This is a genomic window from Pseudoalteromonas sp. SR44-8 (assembly GCF_014163635.1).
Classification (GTDB): domain Bacteria; phylum Pseudomonadota; class Gammaproteobacteria; order Enterobacterales; family Alteromonadaceae; genus Pseudoalteromonas; species Pseudoalteromonas rhizosphaerae.
Genome location: NZ_JACJDS010000005.1, coordinates 103,328 through 126,505 on the forward strand (window position 1 = coordinate 103,328; position 23,178 = coordinate 126,505).

Annotated in this window: 18 protein-coding genes; 9 read left to right on the plus strand and 9 right to left on the minus strand. The window is 39.6% G+C overall.

The genetic code is table 11. The annotated features are described in order from the left end of the window. Positions 1–72: 72 nt before the first annotated feature. Positions 73–1,011: an ABC transporter ATP-binding protein gene (locus tag H5183_RS03575; RefSeq protein WP_149981041.1), complete on the plus strand. Its 939-nt coding sequence runs from the start codon at positions 73–75 to the stop codon at positions 1,009–1,011. After that, a complete protein-coding gene (locus H5183_RS03580) occupies positions 1,008–2,207 on the plus strand; it encodes an ABC transporter permease (protein ID WP_149981040.1) in 1,200 nt (399 codons plus the stop codon). The genes H5183_RS03575 and H5183_RS03580 overlap by 4 nt, the downstream gene beginning before the upstream one ends. A 38-nt stretch (positions 2,208–2,245) precedes the next feature. On the opposite strand, the gene H5183_RS03585 is transcribed toward H5183_RS03580, so the two are convergent. Next, entirely contained in the window at positions 2,246–2,794 is a 549-nt protein-coding gene (locus H5183_RS03585; RefSeq protein WP_145233766.1) for a TIGR00645 family protein, read from the minus strand. Positions 2,795–3,021: 227 nt separating this feature from the next. On the opposite strand from H5183_RS03585, the gene H5183_RS03590 reads away from it, so the two are divergent. Further along, positions 3,022–3,264, plus strand: a complete 243-nt coding sequence (locus H5183_RS03590) for a hypothetical protein (protein ID WP_149981038.1) — start codon at positions 3,022–3,024, stop codon at positions 3,262–3,264. A gap of 99 nt (positions 3,265–3,363) precedes the next feature. Here H5183_RS03590 and topA read toward each other — a convergent pair whose 3' ends face one another. Both topA and H5183_RS03600 read right to left on the minus strand, forming a co-directional pair. After that, positions 3,364–6,084, minus strand: coding sequence for a type I DNA topoisomerase (topA, locus tag H5183_RS03595; protein ID WP_145233762.1), 2,721 nt, complete (start codon positions 6,082–6,084; stop codon positions 3,364–3,366). 258 nt (positions 6,085–6,342) lie between these two features. Further along, entirely contained in the window at positions 6,343–10,212 is a 3,870-nt protein-coding gene (locus H5183_RS03600) for a hypothetical protein (protein ID WP_182730963.1), read from the minus strand. 204 nt (positions 10,213–10,416) lie between these two features. Here H5183_RS03600 and H5183_RS03605 point away from each other — a divergent pair, with 204 nt between their 5' ends. Then, positions 10,417–11,748 (plus strand): dicarboxylate/amino acid:cation symporter, encoded by a 1,332-nt coding sequence (locus tag H5183_RS03605; protein ID WP_182730964.1) that lies wholly within the window; start codon positions 10,417–10,419, stop codon positions 11,746–11,748. Positions 11,749–11,818: 70 nt separating this feature from the next. On the opposite strand, the gene sohB is transcribed toward H5183_RS03605, so the two are convergent. Beyond that, a complete protein-coding gene (gene sohB / locus H5183_RS03610) occupies positions 11,819–12,835 on the minus strand; it encodes a protease SohB (protein ID WP_182730965.1) in 1,017 nt (338 codons plus the stop codon). Positions 12,836–12,931: 96 nt separating this feature from the next. Beyond that, positions 12,932–15,403 carry a VolA/Pla-1 family phospholipase gene (locus H5183_RS03615; protein ID WP_182730966.1) on the minus strand — a complete coding sequence of 824 codons (2,472 nt, stop codon included), beginning with the start codon at positions 15,401–15,403 and terminating at the stop codon, positions 12,932–12,934. A gap of 250 nt (positions 15,404–15,653) precedes the next feature. On the opposite strand from H5183_RS03615, the gene H5183_RS03620 reads away from it, so the two are divergent. Beyond that, on the plus strand, positions 15,654–16,400 hold the full coding sequence (locus H5183_RS03620) for a YciK family oxidoreductase (protein ID WP_182730991.1): 747 nt from the start codon (positions 15,654–15,656) through the stop codon (positions 16,398–16,400). A 222-nt stretch (positions 16,401–16,622) separates the two neighbouring features. On the opposite strand, the gene rluB is transcribed toward H5183_RS03620, so the two are convergent. The 3 genes from rluB to H5183_RS03635 form a co-directional block, all read right to left on the minus strand. After that, the gene (gene rluB, locus H5183_RS03625; protein ID WP_145233749.1) at positions 16,623–17,492 is read right to left on the minus strand and encodes a 23S rRNA pseudouridine(2605) synthase RluB; all 870 of its coding nucleotides are present in this window, start codon (positions 17,490–17,492) and stop codon (positions 16,623–16,625) included. Then, on the minus strand, positions 17,489–18,079 hold the full coding sequence (scpB, locus tag H5183_RS03630) for an SMC-Scp complex subunit ScpB (protein ID WP_149981032.1): 591 nt from the start codon (positions 18,077–18,079) through the stop codon (positions 17,489–17,491). The genes rluB and scpB overlap by 4 nt, the downstream gene beginning before the upstream one ends. A 169-nt stretch (positions 18,080–18,248) precedes the next feature. Continuing rightward, positions 18,249–18,680, minus strand: a complete 432-nt coding sequence (locus H5183_RS03635) for an exonuclease III (protein WP_145233745.1) — start codon at positions 18,678–18,680, stop codon at positions 18,249–18,251. A gap of 247 nt (positions 18,681–18,927) precedes the next feature. On the opposite strand from H5183_RS03635, the gene xthA reads away from it, so the two are divergent. Genes xthA through rlmA form a run of 3 tightly spaced genes read left to right on the plus strand, consistent with a single transcriptional unit; the run spans position 18,928 to position 21,220 of the window. Next, positions 18,928–19,734, plus strand: a complete 807-nt coding sequence (gene xthA, locus H5183_RS03640; protein WP_145233743.1) for an exodeoxyribonuclease III — start codon at positions 18,928–18,930, stop codon at positions 19,732–19,734. Positions 19,735–19,763: 29 nt separating this feature from the next. Continuing rightward, on the plus strand, positions 19,764–20,411 hold the full coding sequence (locus tag H5183_RS03645; RefSeq protein WP_182730992.1) for an energy-coupling factor ABC transporter permease: 648 nt from the start codon (positions 19,764–19,766) through the stop codon (positions 20,409–20,411). Further along, complete coding sequence (gene rlmA / locus H5183_RS03650; RefSeq protein WP_182730967.1) at positions 20,408–21,220, plus strand: 23S rRNA (guanine(745)-N(1))-methyltransferase; 813 nt, start codon at positions 20,408–20,410, stop codon at positions 21,218–21,220. Before H5183_RS03645 ends, rlmA begins: the two co-directional genes overlap by 4 nt. Here rlmA and yfbV read toward each other — a convergent pair. Then, the gene (yfbV, locus tag H5183_RS03655; RefSeq protein ID WP_145234096.1) at positions 21,201–21,647 is read right to left on the minus strand and encodes a terminus macrodomain insulation protein YfbV; all 447 of its coding nucleotides are present in this window, start codon (positions 21,645–21,647) and stop codon (positions 21,201–21,203) included. The two genes, rlmA and yfbV, sit on opposite strands and share 20 nt — an antisense overlap. Before the next feature lie 318 nt (positions 21,648–21,965). Here yfbV and H5183_RS03660 point away from each other — a divergent pair, with 318 nt between their 5' ends. Beyond that, on the plus strand, positions 21,966–23,177 hold the full coding sequence (locus H5183_RS03660; protein WP_182730968.1) for an acetate kinase: 1,212 nt from the start codon (positions 21,966–21,968) through the stop codon (positions 23,175–23,177). Position 23,178: the final 1 nt, after the last annotated feature.

The following is a 23,178-nucleotide window of genomic DNA, read 5'->3' on the forward strand; positions in this document are numbered from 1 at the left end:
TCATCTCTGGTAGTAGTTACATTCTTGGTTGTAACCGATTAAACTCAAAAAAAACAATATTGTAGGGATCACATGTCGTTAATTATTAACAACCTTGAAAAACACTATAAAACGGTTACTGCGGTTAATAAGCTGTCATTTGATGTGCAACCAGGAGAGATTTTTGCTTTACTTGGCCCCAATGGTGCGGGGAAATCATCATTAGTAAAAATGATCGTTGGTTTTTCCTCTCCAGATAGTGGCTCTATTCAACTCAATGATGCAGGACAAGCGTATTCATCTATTCCGGCACATTTACTGGGCTATCTACCAGAAGACCGAGGCCTCTATCCAGAAAAAACAATAAAACAAAATCTACAATTTTTTGCAGCATTACACGGCGTAAAAGATAGCGAATTTACGCAGCGCTGTGACTATTGGTTAGCTAAATTTAATTTAACCGCACGCTTGAATGACCCCTTAAAATCACTTTCTAAAGGGAACCAACAAAAAATCCAATTGATCACTGCAATTTTACATAAGCCCAAATGGGTAATTTTAGATGAGCCATTTTCTGGCTTAGATCCTATTAATCAGGAATTAGTTGTTGAATTTTTAGCGCAATTAAAACAGCAAGGCATGACCGTTATTTTAAGTGCACATCAGATGGCGATGGTAGAAAAACTTGCTGATCGGGTATTGCTATTAAATCAAGGTGAAAGTGTTTTATACGGCAAACTCAGTAATATACTTCAAAGCGCGCAAAATAATAGTATTCAAGTCGTATTCAACGATCCAATTAATCAAACTTACTTTGAGCAACTATGTGAACATTATTGTGTTGAGCAAATAAAAGCACAGCAACTAACTATCACCCTAAAGCAACACCAATCACTTAACCAGTTACTTCCTCAGTTAATCAGCATCGGGGAAATATGTGAACTCAAAAATAAAGCTCAGTCACTGCATGCAATTTATTTACACGCAGTAGCTGAGCATAACGCTAAACTGGATCAAGGAACGACGCTATGAATAAATCATCGCTTACACAGCAACAGCTCTGGATTGTTGCAAAATGGGAGTTCTTGCATTTTTTTAAATTAAAACAAGAAATTATTTCGAAGTTGATCATGCTCGCTATTGCTGGAGTTATTTATTTTTTTGCCACTGCAAACAGTCAACTTGAACAAGGTTATCATTTAGCAAGCAACCTCGAGTTTAGCGTCAAAACAGAGCCTACATCGACACAATTTAAGTTTACCAAACATGATGATTTAACTGCCATCATTGCAAATTTAGCTGAGGATACTGGCTATGATGGCGTACTTAAGTTTGACCAAGCGACTCACTCATATACGTTAATAACGGCTGTAAAATCAGCATGGCAAACAACATTGCAATCGCTCCTTAGAGCGCAATTGCAACAAGCTCAATTTGATAGCTTAGGCTTAAGCGAGCAACAACGACTAGGATTGACGAAAAATATTTCAATTGAACATAGGGTACTTGACGAGCTTTTGAAAAATCAAGCTGATCGTAGTCAAACATACACAGCATTTGGGGTACTGATATTATTATTTGTTGCGATGTTTGGGATCTTTGGCCAACTCTTTGTCAGTATTACCGGTGAAAAGCAAAACCGCGTAACGGAGCAATTGCTGGCCACCATGACACCACAAACATGGATAGATGGTAAGCTACTTGGGCAAATATTACTTGCAGTAAAAACCATGATTGGCACCTTGCTATCGATTATTTTATCGATGCTATTTTTTACCGTTATCATTAAACAACAAGCCCTCAATTTAGACTTTATTAATTGGTCATTACTGCCTTGGTTGTTAGCCTATGCGATTGTAGGTCTTGGCATCTGCGCTGCATTTATGGCTGCGATCGCAGCGGGTATTGATGATCCTAATCACAGTAGTAAAAGTGCCTTAATGATGCTGCCATTGGCACCTATTGTGATTGCATTTTTTGTTATCGATGCACCAAACAGTGTTTTAACAATCGTGCTTAGTTACTTGCCGATCACGGCATTTGCGGTTATGCCGGTGCGCATGTCATTAGTTGAAATACCAATTTGGCAAGCACTCTTATCCCTGCTTCTCAGTATTGGCTGTTTTTATTACTTACGTATATTTGCCGCTCGTATTTTTAAAATGGGTATGAATATGTACGCAAAAGAACCGAGTTTAAAGGCTATGTGGTTGAGTATCTTTAAATAACAAAACATATAGGCAGATAGCGTTGCGTTATCTGCTATTTAATGATTGTGAGTTTTGCTATTTATAAAATCAGTGAGAGCAAATAGCACACCTGATATCACAAAAGTAACATGAATTATTACTTTCCACATCAATTCATCACTTGAGTGACTAGTAGAGCTTATAAACACCTTTAACAGTTCGACTGCAGAAATGGCAACAATTGCGCTGATCAATTTCATTTTAAGACCAGAAAAACCTACTTTACCCATCCATGCAGGGCGATCTTCATGATTACCAATATTTAATTTAGAAACAAAATTTTCATAGCCACTAAAAATAATTATTAATAATAATCCTGCCAGTAATGCGGTATCAACCAAGGTCAAAATACCCACCAGTAGTTGCTCATTAGTAGCGCTAAATGTATTTATCGCCATTTGATACAGGTATTTAAAAAACTTCAAAAGTAACAGTACAATTGCAACGAGTAAGCCTATAAAAAAGGGAGCTAGTAGCCAGCGGGCTCGAAAAATAAAGCTTTCAACAAACTGTTCTAGTTTAGATGCAACACGAGGTGTGGTGTCAGGTAGTTGGCTTTGAGACATAATTATTCCTAAATTGATAGCTGGCGTAAGATAGCATTGATTAACATAAGTTTCTCATTATTTTACCGTCTCTTATTACATTATATTTGTCTTTACGATAAAAATATTTCGTTATCTTTTATTGTCATTTCGTTTAAGAATCACTTACCAACAGCATGTTGCTTGATTGGATCACTGTTGTTTTTGAATATAAAACAGCAGTCACTACATTTTTTAGGAATACACGAATGAAAAAAGCATTGCTAGCGCTTATCGTAGCGCCATTATTTGCAGTTTATGCAACTTTTGCTGTTGCTGACGATGCTGTTGAAGCTTCCGCCGAAACAATTAAAGAATACACTGAGATGTGTTTAAACTGGGCTAAAGACGACGACATCAGCAATGAAGAGCTTAAACCATACGTACTAAAGTGCGTAAATGATGAACTTGAATCAGAAGGCTATAAAAAAGTCACTGACGTAAAAATCTAACGTCAAAAATGCCTCTAAAGACATAATTTTTGATATAAAAAAACCGGAATTGACACAAGGGTGTGCATTCCGGTTTTTTTGTTTTCAGAGCTTAGTATTCTACTCAGCGTCCTTTTTTGTTTTTGCAGCGGCTTTTTTAGGTGCGGCTTTCTTGACTGTTGCCTTTTTAGCGGCTGGTTTTTTCTTAGGTGCGGCTTTCTTCTTTGCCTCTTCAACCCACTTTCCTGCATTGAAATGTGCAGTCCAGCCTGTTGCTTTACCGTCAACCTCAGTCATTACATATTGTTCTTTATTCTTACGGCTATAACGAACAATTGCTAAGTTACCATCAGGATCTTTTACTGGTGCATCAGCTAGATAATAAAACTTAGGTGAAATACGATCTCTAAAACGCTGTAACTCTTCCACTTTAGGGGCACGAGTTTCACGTGATTTAGGGAAGGTATTCGCTGCTAAGAAAATACCTGCAGCGCCGTCACGTAGCACAAAGTATGCATCCGATTTTTCACACTCTAATTCTGGTAACTGAACAGGGTCTTCTTTTGGTGGCGCTGCTTCGCCGTTACGCAGTAATTTACGGGTGTTTTTACACTCATCATTACTACAGCCAAAGTATTTACCAAAGCGCCCTGATTTAAGCTGCATATCTGATGAGCATTTATCACATTCAATGATAGGGCCATCATAGCCTTTAATTTTAAACGTGCCCTGCTCAACGACATAGCCCTTACAAGCAGGGTTATTACCACAAACATGTAATTTACGAGTTTCATCTATCAGGTATGAATCCATTGCCGTTTCACAAATTGGGCAACGCTTCATTTGCATCAATGTTTCGGTTTCGACATCTTCAACGTCAGCGGCAACCGCTTCATCACCTGACACTAAGTTCATAGTGGTAGTACAACGTTCTTTTGGCGGTAAATTATAACCTGTACAGCCTAAGAAAACGCCAGTAGAGGCTGTTCGAATACCCATTTTTCTGCCGCATGTTGGACAGTCAATATCAGTTTCGACCATTTCATTTTTACGCATCCCACCTTCATCTTCTTCACCACTGGCTAAAGTCAGTTGTGTAGAAAAATCAGCGTAAAACTTGTCAAGTACCTGTGTCCAGACACGCTCACCTTCAGCGATGTCATCTAACCGGCCTTCCATTTTTGCAGTAAAGTCAAAGTTCATCAGATCAGTAAAGTTCTCAACTAAACGATCGGTGACAATTTCACCCATTTTTTCTGCAAAGAAACGACGGCTTTCAACACGGACATATCCACGATCTTGTATCGTTGAAATAATCGATGCATAGGTAGATGGACGACCAATACCACGCTTTTCAAGTTCTTTTACTAAACTCGCTTCACTAAAGCGTGCTGGCGGCTTAGTAAAATGCTGTTTTGGATCAAGTTCAACAAGGCTTAATATCTCGCCTTCTTTAATAGCTGGTAGTGATTGATCTTCTTCGTTCTTTTTTCGAACTGCTGGTTGTACTTTAGTCCAACCATCAAAACGTAACACCCGTCCTTTGGCTCTTAATTGGAAATCGGCGGCAGTAACAGTTAATGTTGTTAAGTCATATTCAGCAGGGACCATTTGACACGCAACAAATTGACGCCAAATTAACTCATAAAGCTTTTTAGCATCCGGGTCTACGCCTTCTAGGTGACCAGATAACACAGTAACACTTGAAGGACGGATCGCCTCATGCGCCTCTTGTGCATTGCCTTTTGAACTATAACTAATAGCTTCTTTTGGTAAATACTTATCACCAAACTGCTGCGAAACATACTCGCGACACATTGCAACTGCATCTTTCGACAAGTTGGTTGAGTCAGTTCGCATATAGGTGATATAACCTGCTTCATACAAACGTTGCGCTAACATCATGGTCTTTTTAACGCCATAGCCTAAACGCGTACTCGCAGCTTGTTGCATTGTTGAAGTAATTAGTGGCGCACTAGGACGACTTTTACTTGGCTTTTCCTCAACACTAACAACTTTATATTCAGCTTGCTCTAAAGATGCAGTAGCTGCCATAGCTTGCGCTTCATTGACTGGCTTAAAGGCTTTATCACCTTGCTTGAACACCTCTAAACGAAGTGCCGACTCTGTATTTTTCACATCGGCATGAATATCCCAGAACTCTTCAGGAATAAACGCTTTAATTTCACGCTCGCGCTCAACTAACAAACGTACTGCGACAGACTGTACTCGTCCAGCGGATAAACCACGGGCAACTTTTTGCCACAATAATGGCGATACCATAAAGCCTACAACACGATCTAAAAAGCGACGAGTCTGCTGGGCATAGACCATGTCGGTATTTAGCTCACCAGGGGCCTCAAAGGCGGCCTGAATGGCATTTTTAGTTATCTCATTGAATACGACACGCTTATACTTTTCTGGCTCTCCACCGATAATTTCTTGCAGGTGCCAAGCAATCGCTTCTCCTTCCCTATCCAAATCCGTTGCGAGATAGATTTGGTCGGCGTTTTCAGCGAGCTTTTGTAATTCTTGAACAACTTTTTCTTTACCTGGTAACACTTCGTAATGTGGCTCCCAGCCTTTATCTGGATCAATCCCCATTCGAGCTACTAAATTTGTATAATCACGCTGTTTTTTGTACGCGGCCTTTTCTTCTGGTGCCATTTTACGTACTTCTGCAGGTGTTTTTACAGCAGCCGTTTTGGTTTTGCCTGAACCGGAGGTAGGAAGATCTCGTACATGCCCAATAGAGGACTTGACGATAAAATCGTTTCCTAAATATTTATTAATTGTTTTAGCCTTAGCAGGAGACTCTACAATTACTAGCGATTTGCCCATAGTTGCCTATTTCTAACCAAGTATTTTAAATGTGTTTTGCCCATTTACGGGCGCGAATATTTATAGGTATATCTACAAACACCAATTGTTACAAGCTTTTAATACAAACTTTTCTGCTTTTAATGAATAATTAAACAATTATTGTCGTTAATTTAGACAAAACGGTGTTTTAAGGTATTTGCAGTGGAATATATAGAATAGCAACAAAAATGCCAACCTTATGGTTGGCATTTATTTTATTTAAATGTTTGAAACTAGCTAACCATCATCACTAATTTGTAATTGTGCAGTGGTATTGTTCTCTTTAGGCGAAGTAAATGAAAGCTTTAAAAATCCAATAGATTTTTTATTCGGCTCCGCTTCACGACTTATAGAAAGGCCAATTAATGCAGCATTTGTTGCTGAAGAATTGCCAATCACAAATCCGTCTGTACCACTGTAATCTCCGTTTTCTGTACTTATCTCAACATTTGTTTCCGCAGCTAACGGGTTATTGTAAATATCAGAGTAATAAAAATTAAAAGATAACGAAGCTAACTGAACACCCGAATCATAGCTTGCAATATTGAGCTCTGTGATATCACACATTTGATCGTTAACACTCTCCTCAAGACCAAGAATCACCTCAGATGTAGTCCCAACATCATATTGATTAGTGATGTTTTCACAGCTATCAATACTATTGGCTACTCCCAGAGCATTTATTGAAAGATTTCCAGTGGGATTACCAGCGTCATCTAACTCAATTTCAGCTAACGCCGCAGCAAACTTATTACGTAATGATTCTTTGTCAATTACAAAACGGTAATAAACTGTACTGCCGGACATAATAACTTCAAATGAACGGCGTACATCAATAAGCTCTTTATTACACATGTTAGCAGCCTGTGCTGCTTCGGTGCATAATAACCCATTATATTTGCCATCTAGTAATGTATGCATACCGTTAGAGTCTATATCACCTATTGGCTCCTCAAAATGGGCTCCGTTCGTTGCAAACTCACTACATGGATCAGTATCTGAGCCATCTGTACAGCTTTGTGCATCTTTAGTTAATGAAGCTGTCACTGGGTCATAAATTGCCGATAAACCGTCGTAAGTTCCGCTCTCATTATGATCAACGAACGCTTCATTTAAGTCATAGCCTGAATAGTATTCATTGCTATCGAATAGGCCATTACCATTAATATCAATAAAAGACTCTTGCCCTTTAGCTGTAACTAAAACTGTAGCACGTGCCCCAAGCGGTACACCTAATTCATTCGTGTTAGCATTCAAAATCCCATCAATACAAGGCGCAGGGTTATTCTTATATAAATCGCAGTTACGTGTTTCTTCAACCAATCCTGCAAAATTTGCATTTGCATTTAACTGAGTAAGTGTGACGGCATTACTTTGTACAAATGTAGGATTAGTAACGCCAACTATATCCTCCAAATATTTTGCTTTAACACGTAGCAGCTTTTTAGGGTTGTAATCAGATAATTTATTTCCCCATTTATTTTCAGTAAATGGTCTAGGGTTCTGGCTTCGCCATTGCACTGTACATGCACCATCAACAGAGAGACACTCTAGTTGTGGATTGCCCTCTTCACCATCTAAAGTACCAATAGCGCCCCCCTCTGTTGTTAAATACACTGAGGTACCATCTGGAACCGGGTTATTAAAATGGTCTGCAATGAGCACTGTTATATCAAACGTTTCATTATCGTATTGCAAAGTCTCTGTAGCATAGTTAGTAATCGAAGCGGTAAAACTATTATTATCAGGAAGCCCTGTACTAATAGAGAGTAAATCAGACACGGTGATAATTTGCTGATCCAATGACACCAACGACAAGTTACCTGTTGGACAGCTTACTCCTTGGTCACGGTCTGCCTCTGCTTTTTGGCATTGCGTATATACATCTTGCCAGCAAGTTACATTATCATTTTGATCGGCTGGTATTTGCTCATCAGGAATAAAACATGCTTGCACTCGCACTGCCATCGGCACAAAACCTGAATTCACTTGAACTCGGGCCAAGCCAGCAGCATCAGTGTCAACACTATGATGCGATAAACTGATCCCACCATTAGTAGAAGTAAGACGGAAATCTAAGCGTTTACTCGTAACATCTTGGCCAATTTTGTCGATTAATTTAAATGTTAGTTCACTATTTTCTTTACGACCAACACCACCAGTACCCTTTAACGCAATTACATTTTGAGTCGCTGAAATAAATTCAATCGACGCCACATCAGCTTCAGAAACAGGAATATTAACTGACGCTATTTCGGGCGTGCCCCCTGTTAATACTGTTGCAATAACAGTATCACCTTGTGCACTTTTACAGCCATTTGTTCTATATGTTGACGTAGCAATACCACCAATACTGATCACTTTTTCATCAACAATTGATTTACCACTCTCAACACAACTTGATGTAAACTGAACATCAAAAGGCGTTACGATTAAATCATCATTAGTATCTCTAATTTCAACAGTTATAACGGTTGTTGCACCTGCAGCTAGTGGCTGATATTGACCCTCAATTGGATTACCTAAGCTATCTAATAAATTAGGCAAGCCATTATCTATTGATACTTTTAATTCTGCCGTACTAATTGAAAATGCTTTATTTAAGTTTGTATCTTTTGCTGTAGCAGTTAGAGTACCGGCTCCACTACTTGCTCCTGGTTGTAGTTTTAATAGCGCAAATCCAAAGTTATCAGTTAAGGCTTTTCCTGAATCAGGAAGTAATTGACCTAAATCTGTAGATAACTCAGCAATAATCCCTGAAATACCATCACCACTACTGGTGTCTACAACCTTAATGAGTACGTCAATAAGTGAATCGGATGAAAATGTATTGGTCACTGTACAACCACTAGAAGGGTCTAGCGGATTTAATGCGACAGTATTGCGATTTGTATCCCAATTAGCATTACACCCTTGGAGAAGTTTAATATCTAATTCTGCTTGAGCACTTTCAACCGGAGCATCGTCACCATTTGAAACAAAGCCAGCTGTTTTTGTTATTATCTCGTTACTTTCAGATTCATAGCTTGCAACAACTTGACCAGCTCCTTTGAAGTTGCCACTGCTTAGTGTTACTACGGCTACACCATTCTGATCAGTTAATGCAGTACCTAACTCTGGGGTGATTTTACCCGTGAATTTAGATGTAAAACTAATTAATTGAGAAGCAAGTGGCACACCATCATCTCTTAATGTAGCAGAAACAACACCTTTATTATCTTTACTAACCGGATTTAGCTCAGTAAATACTGCTCCATTTTGATCTAAGATATTTAGCTCTAGAGTTATAGTACCCGAGACCCCTGTATCACTACCCTGGCCACCCGTAGTCTGAAAATCAAAAGTTCCAGAATAAGACTCCCCACCGACATTATAAGTGGCAGTCACTTTACCTGCTCCCGCATCTTTACCTGCAGTAAGTTCGATTGTCGCAATACCATCATTTTGAGTTAATGCTGAGCCTGTTGTGGGCTGTAATAGGCCAATCCCATCTGTCAGCGTGAACAAAATACGCTTGCCAGCGACTATTTCGCCATTTTGCTTTAAAGTTGCTCTTAAGTCTAAAGGCGCTTGACTTGTTACACTATTTGAAATTGCTCCGGTATCTTGGCTATAGCCTTGAAGAGTAACTGTATAAGTGTCTTGGGCTGTACTGTCTTGATCACCTGTCGACGTAAAAGTAAAAGGCTCTGTGGTGTTAAACGTTTCACCATTAATTGTGACCGACGCATTAACGGTACCGGCTCCAGCTGTATTACCCACGGAAAGGTATATTTTAGCGCTACCATCAGTTCCAGTCTTGACAGTGCCTGATTCAGGATCAAGCACACCATATCCGCCATCAGTAGTAAAAGTGACAATTACATTAGGTGCTGCTACACCATCTTTCAATAACTTAGCCACGAGCACTAAACGTTGTTCAGAAGAAACGTCGTTAGCAGCTTCACCAGTGGTTTCTGACAAACCATTAATACTTAGTGTATATGAAGGAGAATCAGTGCCCCCTCCATCAAGGCCTCCACCGTCCTTTTCAAGTGTTCCACCGCCACCACACGCAGTGATAAAAAAACTTAACAGTATGACACTGAGCCATCGCATTAAAGGCATTGCCCTCTCCCTAGCTTTGTTATTAATTATTTAAATAATACATTTACTCAATATTAACCTATAACACGCTTGGAAATCACAACTTTTATTTGTTTTTTGTTGTTTTTTTGATCCATATTTTTTTTTCATATTTATCGATTTTTTCTGTATAAAAATCTGCATGCTGGTAGGCTATGGCAAATTTATAAAAAATAGATTGTTACTATGTCAAAAATCCGTTCAATGAGTTTAACCACCCGTATCATGATAGGTATGTTTCTAGGGGTTGCTGTAGGCTTCATATTCCAAGCAATATTAGCTGGCGAAGACGATTATCTAATCCCACTTGGATTATTCTCTTTGCCAATTAAAGGCTTTTTTGTTGATGGTTTATTTCATATTGGTGGACAAATTTTTATCGCCAGTTTGAAAATGTTAGTTGTACCACTGGTATTTGTTTCACTTGTTTGTGGTACATGTAGCTTAAGTGATCCGAAAAAATTAGGCCGTTTAGGCGGTAAATCAATCGCTCTTTATCTTATTACTACCGCAATTGCAATTACGGTTGCGATTACCTTGGCATTATTAGTTAATCCAGGGGAAGGGATTAACTTACCTTCTGAAGCGACGTATAGCGCAAAAGAAGCACCAACTCTTGCACAAGTAATCATTGGCATGTTCCCAACCAATCCAATTGATGCCATGGCCAGTGGAAACATGTTACAAGTTATTGTATTTGCATTACTATTTGGTATTGCCATGGCACTTGGCGGCAGTGCAGGTAAACGAGTAGCGGTTGTTTTTGAAGATTTAAATACCGTGATTTTAAAATTAGTTACCTTATTAATGAACGTAGCTCCTTATGGGGTATTCTGTTTAATGGCAAAGCTCTTCACTACTATCGAGTTGAACTTGATAGTCAGCTTAGCTAAATATTTTGGTGTTGTTGTGGCTGCATTATTTTTCCATGCATTTATTAATTACAGTTTATTACTGAAATTTTTAACTGGATTAAACCCTGTTATCTTTTTGAAAAAAATGAAGCATGCCTGTTTATTTGCATTTAGCACTTCAAGTTCAAGTGCAACAATGCCTATTACACTTGAAACAGCCACTAAAAAATTAGGGGCAAAAAATTCAGTTGCGTCATTTACAATTCCACTCGGTGCCACTATTAACATGGACGGTACAGCAATCATGCAAGGTGTGGCTACGGTATTTATTGCACAAGTCTTCAGTGTTGATCTAACAATTTCAGATTACTTAATGGTAGTTTTAACCGCCACTTTAGCGTCTGTAGGCACCGCTGGTGTTCCTGGCGTAGGATTAATCATGCTTGCCATGGTCCTGAATCAAGTTGGTTTACCTGTTGAGGGCATTGCCATAATTATTGGCGTTGATAGGTTACTTGATATGACCCGCACAGCGGTCAATGTAACGGGCGATTGCATGGTGACATGTGTAGTGGCTAAATCTGAAGGTGAACTAGATGAGGCCGTATTTAACGACCCTAATGCAGCAAAAGACTTAGAGGATTATCACAGATCAACTGACTAAAGTTGTGCTTGTAAAAATAAAAAAAACCCGCAAATTTGCGGGTTTTTTTATCATTTAATAACGGAAACCTTTATGGGTTTAGCCCTTTTAAACGAGACAATAATGATATACCGGTTTTGTTAACAGTGTTACTCAACCCGATAGCAAGCTTGTCGCTTAAGCTCTTTTTAACTTTATATTTAATTTTATATATTTGTCGCTCATCTTGATACTTAAGCAATGTGTCATCACTGGTTTCTATGGTATCGACTAGACCTTTTTCAAGCGCTTGAGTCGCAAACCAGTGCTCACCTGTTGCCACTAAGTTAATATCTAAACTTGGCCGTTGACTGCTAACAAACAGTTTGAATAAGTCATGAGTTTGCTCTATTTCTTCTTTAAACTTCTCCCGTGCTTTATCTGTATTTTCACCAAATAAAGTTAGGGTACGTTTAAACTCACCCGCAGTGATTTGTTCAAAATCAACATCGTTTTTCTTCAGAATTTTATTAAAATTTGGAATTTGTGCTATCACACCAATAGAGCCAACGATAGCAAACGGTGCGGCAACAATTTCATCAGCGACACAAGCCATCATGTAACCACCACTGGCAGCAACTTTATCAATCGCAACCGTAAGGTGAATACCTCTATTTTTAATGCGTTGTAGCTGGGAAGCAGCAAGTCCATAGCCATGAACTACACCGCCACCACTTTCTAGCCTAACCAACACTTTGTCTTGCTTAGGATCGGCAATTGCAACAATTGCGGTAATTTCTTCACGTAAACTATCGACTTCATGGGCATCCATACTACCATTAAAATCAAGTACATATAATCGTGGTTTCGACTGTTCATCAGTGCTTTTTTTAGCATCATTCTTTTGGGCTTTATGGTGCGCTTTTAATGCTTTTTTAGATAAGGTGCTTTCAATAAAATCATTTTTCAAATCATCTAACTGCTCAGAAATATCATCAATCTCAATCTCACCTTTTTTACTTTTAGGCTTTATCGCTGCAGCGACACTAATTAATATTACCGCAGCGGCGGCAATCACAAATGTCGCCGTTTTAGCTAGAAACAGCCCGTACTCATATAGAAATTCCAATCGTATTCTCCAAACAAAAATTTGACCTAATTTACCATTCAAACAAAAAAAAGCCACTTTTCAGTGGCTTTTCATTTATTTTAATACTCTAAAAAGTTAATCAGTGACAATCTCGGTATTTTGAATAGATAACGCACGACCTCGAGTTACTAAGTAAGTTGCAATCTGTAATTGCATTTCACTTGTCGCGGCAGCGCTTCCTTCAGCCGTCGCGCCTGCGGCTGCATTCGGTGCAGGTGTAAGTACTGAGCTGTGATGCCCTTTGGTAAATTTAACTAAATAACTCATACCATCGTCAGTAGGCGCTTGCGACTGGGTTACTGTCGTTAAACCCATTAAGTTAGCAAGTGGCAGTGAGCCTGCAATTGGATTGTTTACAGTCATTGGTGGAATCACTTGGTCTGGTTTATTTCCATTAACTTCTCCATCTCCAACTACCACATTCATATAAACAGGTGTGCCAAGCGCTTTTATAGCAGATGCATAGTTTGTAGGATCCCCGCTATCAAGTGCCGTCTGTGCTGCAAATGAGAACTGACTCATTACACCTTGAATGTTAGCTAGCTTAGTCATTTCACCAGCTGCATTTAACGAAGTGTAATATTCTCCATACCCACATGAAATACTCTCGCTCGTAGAAACTGCTTCACCACAATTTGATACAGCAGAGCTCTCTCTATAAGCTTGGAACTCAGCAGATTCAGATGTCCCAGCTGATAGCAATACTGAGCCTTGAACAAATGGGCCAAAACTCGCCGATTCTAGTAAGAAGCTGGCTATCCCACCACCACCGCTAGCAAGTGCGACGCTATTGACTTTGAACAGACCATCAACTTGGCTATCTAAAGGTGTATTTGCTTGAGTAACAAAAGCGGGAGCAACTACTGAGCCTAATGAATGTCCAATAAACACTACATCAGAAGTGTTAAGTGATGTATCGTTTGTAAAGTTTAGACCAAGACGTAAAGCAAGTAAATCAGCTGCAGACTGTCTTAAATTGTCACGTGCTACTAGTAATGATTGCAAATTCATATACGCCAGGACAGAGCCTGTTGATGCATTAAAATCATCATTACCATCGTCATCCACGTCAATACCACGTTCACCATGCACTGGATGGTCTATTGAGGCCGTTGCAAAGCCTTGAATCGCTAAACTAGCCGTTAATGCCAACATATCTTCTTTTTTAGAAGTTATACCATGTTGCATTATCACCACCGGCCAACCACCAGCTGGCATTTCAAGTGCCGACATACCAAGACTTTGTGTTCTGATAAAATTTATTACAGGCAAAATAGGTTTTGTTATCTGAACAGTTACTTCTTGCTGGCTTTGCACTTTAGGGATCGGATTGTATTTTGTTAAGTGGCGAGTAATATCAATTTTCGGGTAATCATGTAATCTCCCCTCACTTAAACCTTGGCAAAGCGGCTCATATGGACCAACATCAAACATTGTAGGATCAATTTCATCTTCTTTTCCTGCTTCGCGCAGCGCTTGATCAGCTGCTTGCTGATTAAGAACGGCAACTGGGCTTGAACACATGCCTTGCCAATATGTGTCAGCCAAATTTGAAATTTCTTTTCCTTCAGGCTGAGATAAATACATAGGTAGTGTCACACTACCTTTTTGATATTGAACACCTGCAAATGCTGGCGAAAGTCCAGTAACACCTTGTGAAGCAAAGACTTGCTCAACCGTTAGCAGTGGTTGCTCTGGGATTTGAACCATTGGTGTTGGCAAGGCTGGGTTTTGCAGGCTTGCTGCTAGTAACTTTTTAATAGTACCAAGTACCGGACCAACAGACTGAATCGTCATCGCCCCACTAAAAATAATATCATCTTTACTAATAGTGCCACCTGACGTGACCACATTTTCATAACTGTTTACCACGCCTTGAAGCGCTAATTGGCTCTCGGTGATCAGTGGGGTCTCTTCACTAACCAAACCATAAGTTGATGAAGGCTCGATAGAACGCCCTAATGAGTCTTTAAGCTCAGTCGTCAGCACATTAATATACGAGCTGCCAGCTTTAAACGGTTTTAATGGAATAATAGCAACCGCATTGCCACTTGCTTTAGTGATGAAATCAACGCCAAAGGTTAATTCACCTAATAGTTTACATCCGGCTCCAGCGGGTACCGCTGCGCAATCTGCATCTGTTAAACTAGCGCCCATAACAACTTCAAAAATACGCACAGATCCCGGCGCACCAGCCGAACTTTCATCAAGGCTAACATTCGCAGGAAAGGTAAGATCTATTTTATAAGGAACTTGGCTAGACCAGCCATCAAGTGCACCTAGTGCCAGGGACGGGTTAGCATAGGCGCTTCTTGGCACTGATACACCATTAGCACTCAACTCACCGGGGATATTAATAGTGCCATCTTTTGTACCACTCATTAATAAATCATTTGGTACTGAAATAACCCCATTTGCGGGATCAAACTTAACTGTAGCTGATGGAATAACTGGTGGTGTATCATTTTTAACATCTTCTAACGTTTCACCGCCGCCACAACCAGCTAGAGCAGCTGTAATTGCAAGTGAGAGTAGCATTTTTTTCATATTGTTTGCTCCGCACGTAATCTTTTTTTTATGTGTGTTGATAAATAAGTGTAGCTAATTTTGTTACTAATTCTTTTAAGTTTTCGCGTAATATTTAGTTAAAATAATGTAATTAGGTTATTAATAAGACATTAGACCAGTTAAAGTTAACGTAAAGTTTCAAATTTCGCCACCTTATTTTGCAATAAATTCGATAACTTGGTGTTTTGCTATGTTAAAATCAATCAAATTGATTTTTTGGACCTTTATTATGCAAACCTATAAAGCGGCTGATAATGCCCTACAAGACAAAGTGATCTTAGTAACTGGTGCAGGTGACGGCATTGGCCGAGTGGCTGCAATAACTTATGCCAAACATGGCGCAACGGTTATATTATTGGGTAAAACCACCAGCAAACTGGAAGCCGTGTACGATGAAATCATTGCCGTTGGCGGGCCAAAGCCTGCGATTGTACCGATGGATTTAAAAGGTGCAAGTAAACAAAACTTTCGTGATTTAGGCGCTACCATTGAACAGCAATTTGGTAAACTAGATGGCTTGCTCAATAATGCAGGAATAATTGGCTCACTGGGTCCACTTGAGCATTTTTGTTCATCAACGTTTGATAACATCATGAAAGTGAATGTTACCGCTCAAGCGATGATTACAAAATATATGTTTCCAGTTTTACGTAAATCTCCAAGTGCTTCAATTATTTTCACCTCTTCTGGGGTTGGTCGCCAAGGTCGTGAGTTTTGGGGCGCGTATGCCATTTCAAAATTTGCAGTTGAAGGAATGATGCAAACATGGGCATGTGAAGTTGGTAAAACGAATATCCGGATAAATTGTATTAATCCCGGCGCCACCCTCACAGCTATGCGTGCCAGTGTCTATCCAGGCGAAGATCGCGATAAACTAGCCTGCCCTGAAGACTTAATGCCAACTTATTTATACTTAATGAGTGATGATTCAAAAGACGTCAATGGTCAATCATTAGACGCGCAAACAAAGAAATAATACCAGTCGTGTTAAGTTACTGACCATTTATAGCGACAGATAAATACAGTGATAACAAGGCAGGAATTTTGACATGTAGTTGTTCTACATAAAAAATCCCTAACGCAGTTAGCACTTTATTTAGCCCGCTAGAATGGTTAAATATTTAAGTCGATTGGTATAAACCAAGTACTAAACATAAAAAAGCCGCTAATTAGCGGCTTTTTTAATGCAAGGCAGATATTAACGGCGTTTAGTTTGTTTAACGCGATTATTATGTTTTTTGACTGCTTTACGAATTTGATTAATTTTAGCGCGCTTATCTTTGCGTTTTTCAGGCATAACAGATAATTTTGTTTGCGTTTCACGGCCAAGCTTAACTGTTTTACGTAAGTAATTTACAGTCTCTAAATCTAGCTCAGCCCAACCACCTTGTGGTAGACGTTTATCGAGCTCTAATTTACCATAACGAATACGAATAAGGCGAGAAACCTCAACGTCTTGAGACTGCCATAAACGACGAACTTCACGGTTACGCCCTTCAGTCAGCGTTACATTATACCAGCGGTTAATACCTTCGCCGCCCAGTGGTTTAATAGTAAGAAATTTTGCCATACCATCTTCAAGCTCAACCCCTTTGGTTAAATTTTTGATAGTTTCTGCTGTTACTTCACCAAATACACGTGCTGAATATTCACGCTCTACTTCGTAACTTGGGTGCATTAAGCGGTTAGCAAGCTCACCATCATTGGTGAACAACATTAAACCTGCTGTATTTATATCTAAACGACCAACAGCAATCCAACGTTCACCATCAACGCGCGGCAGGCGGTCAAATACCGTTCTACGTCCTTCAGGATCTTTACGTGTACATAACTCACCTTCAGGTTTGTTATACATAACAACGCGACAGATACGTTCAGCTTTTTCTTCAATTTTTACCGTATGGCCATCAACACGGATCTGGTCGGTTTCTTCAACACGATCACCCAGCTTTGCTACTTTACCATTAACACTGACACGATTTGCATCAATGTATTTTTCCATCTCACGTCGCGAACCTACGCCCGCTCTTGCTAAGACTTTTTGTAACTTTTCACCTTGTATACTCATTCGGATAGTTCTCTCACAGAAGGATCACTCAATAACTGGTCAATTTTACTTTGCTGCTGTTTTGGCAGTGGCGGTAAGTTATCTAAACCTGTTAACGAAAAATAATCTAAAAATTGTTTGGTTGTGGCATATAAAGCGGGCCTACCTGGCACCTCTTTATGACCAACAACATGTATCCACTCACGCTCGAGCAGACTTTTAATAATAGTTGAGCCTACGGTCACTCCACGTACTTGCTCTATCTCGCCCCGAGTTATCGGCTGACGATAAGCAATAAGCGAAAGAGTTTCTAATAGTGCACGGGAATATTTAGGCGCCCGTTCTTGCCAAAGGTTATTTAACCAAGGGGCTAAGCTGGCACACGCCTGAAATCTAAATCCACTACCGACTTCAACTAAGCGAATACCACGGGTTTGATAATGAATTTGGATCTGTTCAATCGCGAGGTTAATACGTGTCATAGACACACTTAACTCAGTTAATACGGTGTCTTTTAAATGCCGTTTACTGACTGGTTTTCCCGCAACAAAAATCGCCGCTTCAATGATCTCAACAAGCTGCTCATCACTGATTCGTTTCGTAGCCATTTTCGTAGCAGATTTTGTCACCATAGGCACCAAGACGTTGCGGTATATTCAGCGCGCTATTATGCCAGATCAATACATAGGTTGGAAAAGTTATTCTATAAAAATGTAAAATAGCAGCGATTAAAGCGCTGCTATTGTAGATAAACGAGCTAGTGCGTTACATTTTTAATCAAATTGTCGCACCTTGATATCGTTTCACAAACTCAGTAACCACTTCACCATTACAAATCAATGAGTTTAAGTTTGCTATTTTTTCTTTCACTGGAGCCAAACCTTGCTTCAAGGCAGTAATACATAGCTGTGTTTCTGCCTGTGAGTTTTTAGCAAACACTTCAATTACTTTTTCTTGGCGAACTTTATCATCCACTTTTTTTGCAATATCACGAATATCATCACCATTACACAAAATACTTTTTGAATAACGTGATAAATACACCCCGTGCTGGGCTGCAACTTTGCGTGCTGCAGTAAATCCTTCGTTAGCACTGATTGAGCATAATTTAGATTCAATTTTATGATCAGCATTATAATAATGTGCTGCACTGGCAGTCTCAGAGAAAGCAGTCGCTGCGACGAATAATGCTAATAATTGTAGTTTCATGATTTACCTTTAAGTGGAGTTATATTGTGAGCAATTTTTGCGCATTATATAGACCGAAGTTTACAAATCAACCGAATTATCTATTTAATTTTTTATTTAAAAAAGCGTTAACAATGTTTAATCAAAATTCATACTTTGTTCAACAATTGAGCGGCTTATTATTATAAATAAGCGCATGTACCATACGCTAATTGATGGTAGAATTTGCCATAATCTGCAAAAGATAACTCTAATTAAAGGTCAAGCCATGAAAGTAATTTCATTTAACATTAACGGGCTGAGAGCTCGTCTGCACCAATTACAAGCAATCATAGATAAACATCAGCCTGATATAATCGGCTTACAAGAAATAAAAGTACATGATGAAGCTTTCCCACTCGAAGATGTTCAAAATATGGGTTACCACGTTTATTTTCATGGTCAAAAAGCACATTATGGCGTAGCTATGCTATGCAAAACTGAACCTAAGTCTGTGGTTAAAGGATTCGCAACAGATACTGATGAATCACAAAAGCGCATGATCAGCGTCACTGTTAGCCAAGAAAATGGCCGTGATCTAACCGTAATGAATGGCTATTTTCCACAAGGCGATAACATTACTCATGAAACAAAATTTCCGTATAAGCGACAGTTCTACCGTGATCTAATGACTCACTTACAAAGCCACCACAGTAACGACGAGGATGTCATTGTCATGGGCGACATCAATATTTCTCCTACTGATCTTGATATTGGCATTGGTGAGGTTAATCGCAAGCGTTGGTTAAAAACTGGCAAATGTTCATTCCAGCCTGAAGAACGTCAATGGCTTGCAACCTTGCTAGATTGGGGCTTTACAGACACCTTCCGTGAACTTCACCCAGACACAAGCGAACAGTACTCTTGGTTTGATTATCGCTCTCGAGGCTTTGATGATAATCGTGGTCTACGCATTGACGTTATCCTAGCGACTCCAACTTTGGCTACTCGTTGTATTGAAGCGGGAATTGACTATGAATTACGTGGTATTGAAAAGCCATCAGATCATGCGCCAATATGGTCAACCTTTAGTTAACGCTAATGGATAAGCTAACGACAATCCCGATAATAAGCATTGAACTTCAGGCAATTGCTTGGCTTGTTATCGGCTGTATTTTTTGGTCGAGTGTCAATAAGTCACACTACCAACATTTAATAACCACGCCAGCCCGTCAAACAGGCCTATTTGTCTGTGCGTTAGCATTTGCCTTATTGTGGCGAATTAAAGCCGGCATATTACCCGGTCTTGAACTGCATATTTTAGGTGTAACTGCCATAACGCTTATTTTAGGCTGGCGCTTTGCATTATTGAGCGCCACCCTAGCAAGTCTGCTATTAACGGCTTTCAATCAAATAAGCATTGCGCAATTACCTATCCACTTATTGTTAACCGCTTACTTACCCATTTTAGTCAGTTATGGGGTATTTATACTGTGTTATAACCTATTACCACGGCATTTTTTCATTTACATTTTTGTATGTACTTTTATTTGCGCCGCTTTCATCGCCTGCTTTAAGATTATCACCATTAGCTTATTTTATTATTTAACCGGCAATTACAATTGGTTTGAATTAAGTGAAAACTATCTCTATTTATGTGTCATTATTTGCTTTCCTGAAGCGATGTTAAACGGCATGGCCATTACCCTATTGATCACCTATCGCCCACATTGGGTAAAAACATTTTATGATAAGGATTACCTAGATCCATGAGTCTCGATTACCAATGCCCGCTCTGCCAACAATCGCTTGAGTTACATGCCAAAGTGCTAAAATGTATTAACAACCATAGCTTTGATACTGCAAAAGAAGGCTATGTGAATTTATTACCTGTGCAACAAAAGAACTCTAAGCAACCTGGCGATAATCTTGACATGGTACAAGCAAGGCGTGCTTTTTTAACCACTGGGCACTACCAGTTTTTACAACATGCCGTTGCACAGCGAGTTGCTCTGCAAGCACCACAACAGGTAATTGATTTAGGGTGCGGGGAAGGTTTTTATACTCATGCGATTGCCAATGCATGTACTGCACACGTTTATGGCGTCGATATATCAAAATCAGCAGTTAAATATGCTGCAAAGCGATACAGTAATTGTAATTTTAGCGTTGCATCAATCAGCCAAGCTCCATTTAATGATGGCTCAGCAGATGTATTAGTGAGTATTTTTGCCCCATTATTTGATGCTGAATTGGCTCGATTAGCAAAACCAGACGCTACATTGGTAGTTGCAAGCCCTGGCCCTTGGCATTTAAAAGAACTCAAGCACTATATTTACCGAGACGTCAATGCGCATACACCGATTGCTGCGCCTGTAGGGTTTGAGCTTATAGAGCAAACATTATTAGAACAACAGATAAGCTTGCCATTTAAAGATGTGAAGAACTTGATCACTATGACTCCCTTTGCTTGGAAGTTTCGTCCTGAACATTGGCAACAACTAGAACAACAAGGTGAGCAAGTCGTCACCCTGTCATTTTATGTTAGTCAATTTAAACGTATTACAGATTCTCTCGGGTAAACGCGCGGTCCATTTTATCAAACATATCATTGAGTAAATGGGCCAACTCTGCATAACGTGGTTTATCTTTAGGGACATGCCCTTGGTAGCCATTGGCTACCATTTTCGTATGAAGCTCTTTATACCAATGCTCCATCGCAGGCTCAAGTACAGTATCTGCACGCTTGCCTAACCACAGCAATCCCTGTAGCGGTAGAGATAAAAAAAACAACGCGATAGCGACTGCTTGAGGTAAAAAACTGCTGCCTAAATAATTAATTTGCATAAATAAAGTGAGCATTGCCAAAATCGGCATTACTGTAATTGCCAGCTCGGTGGCTTTGATCACTCTAAACTCCGTGAACAGAGGCGCTAATTCTTTACGCATAGGCCATTTTTTTGCATATTCACGACCAGTTTGGACTTGTGACATCACACTTTTTTGCATCATGACTCCTAGGTGTCGCTGGTATATTTATTAATGTTACCGCAATGAGTGTATCATATTCACGGTAACATTCCTGTGTAAAATCCCTTCCACCTTTTTCATCCAAAACGTGTTTTTGATCATGGTTTAAACTTACCTTAAAACAATTAATGAGTTAAAATAAGCGCACGTTAAGTCAACTAGACTTTAGTATAGTCATTACAGATATCCATAGCAATTTATCGACCAATGACTCTTTTACTTTAATCACTATGCTCGAGTACTTGGTTATATAACAACTAAGCTTAATGCGCAATTGTCAAAAAATGGGATCCTGTTATGTCTTCGCAATCATCACCTCATCATGTTCTTGTACTGAACTGTGGAAGTTCGAGTTTAAAATTCGCTATTTTAGATGCCGCCACATCTGAAGAAATCATTTCAGGTCTTGCTGAACGCCTAGGCTCATCGTCGCCATCTGTGAAATACAAATACCTTGGCAAAAAACAACTGATTGAACTTGCGCCTAATCAAGCTCACAGTGCGGCAATCGATACCTTAGTTAGCCTTATTAACGAACACCATTTAGCTGAAAACCTTATTGCAGTAGGTCATCGCGTGGTTCACGGCGGCGAGCACTTTACTAAATCGGTACTGATTGACGACGATGTAATTAAAGGAATCACTCAAGCCGCTACGCTTGCGCCATTACATGGGCACGCTAATTTATTAGGCATTGCTGCTGCGCAAGCATCATTCAAGGGACTACCGCAAGTAGCAGTGTTTGATACCGCGTTTCATCAAACCATGGGCAATGTTGCCTATTTATATGCCCTCCCTTATAAACTTTATACTGATTATGGTGTTAGACGTTACGGCTTTCATGGTACCAGCCATTATTATGTTGCAGGTCAAACAGCAGTCCTTTTAAACCAGCCTATTGAGCAAAGTAATTTTATCAGCGCTCACTTAGGTAATGGCTGCTCTGTGTGTGCAATTAAAAATGGCAAAAGTGTTGATACCAGCATGGGCTTAACTCCACTAGAAGGCTTAATGATGGGCACCCGCAGCGGAGATATTGATCCGGGTTTATTTAACTTTTTAACCACCCAACTTAACTACGATGCACAACAAATTGATGACTTATTAAACCAACAAAGTGGCTTACTGGGTATCAGTGAACTTTCTAATGACTGTCGTACAATAGAAGAAGCTGCTGTTGCAGGAAATGAAAAAGCCATTTTAGCATTGGAGATGTTTTGTTATCGTTTAGCAAAACAAATAGCCGCATTTATGGTGCCATTGCAACGCCTTGATGCGTTAATTTTTACCGGTGGTATTGGTGAAAACTCCGATATTATTCGTGATAAAGTAATAACACAACTGAGCTATCTTGGCCTTGATTGCGACAGTACAGCCAACCTTGCAGCCCGATTTGGCACACCAGGGGTTATCAGCAGTAATAATGCAAAAACAAAAGCAGTAGTAATGCCAACAAATGAAGAGTGGGTCATTGCTCTTGATGCCGCCTCAATTGCACAGGAGTTATAAT

Coding starts and splice junctions, on each gene's coding strand:
- H5183_RS03575 (WP_149981041.1), top strand. CDS start 73: ATGTCGTTAATTATTAACAACCTTGAAAAACACTATAAAACGGTTACT.
- H5183_RS03580 (WP_149981040.1), top strand. CDS start 1,008: ATGAATAAATCATCGCTTACACAGCAACAGCTCTGGATTGTTGCAAAA.
- H5183_RS03585 (WP_145233766.1), bottom strand. CDS start 2,794: ATGTCTCAAAGCCAACTACCTGACACCACACCTCGTGTTGCATCTAAA.
- H5183_RS03590 (WP_149981038.1), top strand. CDS start 3,022: ATGAAAAAAGCATTGCTAGCGCTTATCGTAGCGCCATTATTTGCAGTT.
- topA (WP_145233762.1), bottom strand. CDS start 6,084: ATGGGCAAATCGCTAGTAATTGTAGAGTCTCCTGCTAAGGCTAAAACA.
- H5183_RS03600 (WP_182730963.1), bottom strand. CDS start 10,212: ATGCCTTTAATGCGATGGCTCAGTGTCATACTGTTAAGTTTTTTTATC.
- H5183_RS03605 (WP_182730964.1), top strand. CDS start 10,417: ATGTCAAAAATCCGTTCAATGAGTTTAACCACCCGTATCATGATAGGT.
- H5183_RS03615 (WP_182730966.1), bottom strand. CDS start 15,403: ATGAAAAAAATGCTACTCTCACTTGCAATTACAGCTGCTCTAGCTGGT.
- H5183_RS03620 (WP_182730991.1), top strand. CDS start 15,654: ATGCAAACCTATAAAGCGGCTGATAATGCCCTACAAGACAAAGTGATC.
- rluB (WP_145233749.1), bottom strand. CDS start 17,492: ATGAGTATACAAGGTGAAAAGTTACAAAAAGTCTTAGCAAGAGCGGGC.
- scpB (WP_149981032.1), bottom strand. CDS start 18,079: ATGGCTACGAAACGAATCAGTGATGAGCAGCTTGTTGAGATCATTGAA.
- H5183_RS03635 (WP_145233745.1), bottom strand. CDS start 18,680: ATGAAACTACAATTATTAGCATTATTCGTCGCAGCGACTGCTTTCTCT.
- xthA (WP_145233743.1), top strand. CDS start 18,928: ATGAAAGTAATTTCATTTAACATTAACGGGCTGAGAGCTCGTCTGCAC.
- rlmA (WP_182730967.1), top strand. CDS start 20,408: ATGAGTCTCGATTACCAATGCCCGCTCTGCCAACAATCGCTTGAGTTA.
- yfbV (WP_145234096.1), bottom strand. CDS start 21,647: ATGCAAAAAAGTGTGATGTCACAAGTCCAAACTGGTCGTGAATATGCA.
- H5183_RS03660 (WP_182730968.1), top strand. CDS start 21,966: ATGTCTTCGCAATCATCACCTCATCATGTTCTTGTACTGAACTGTGGA.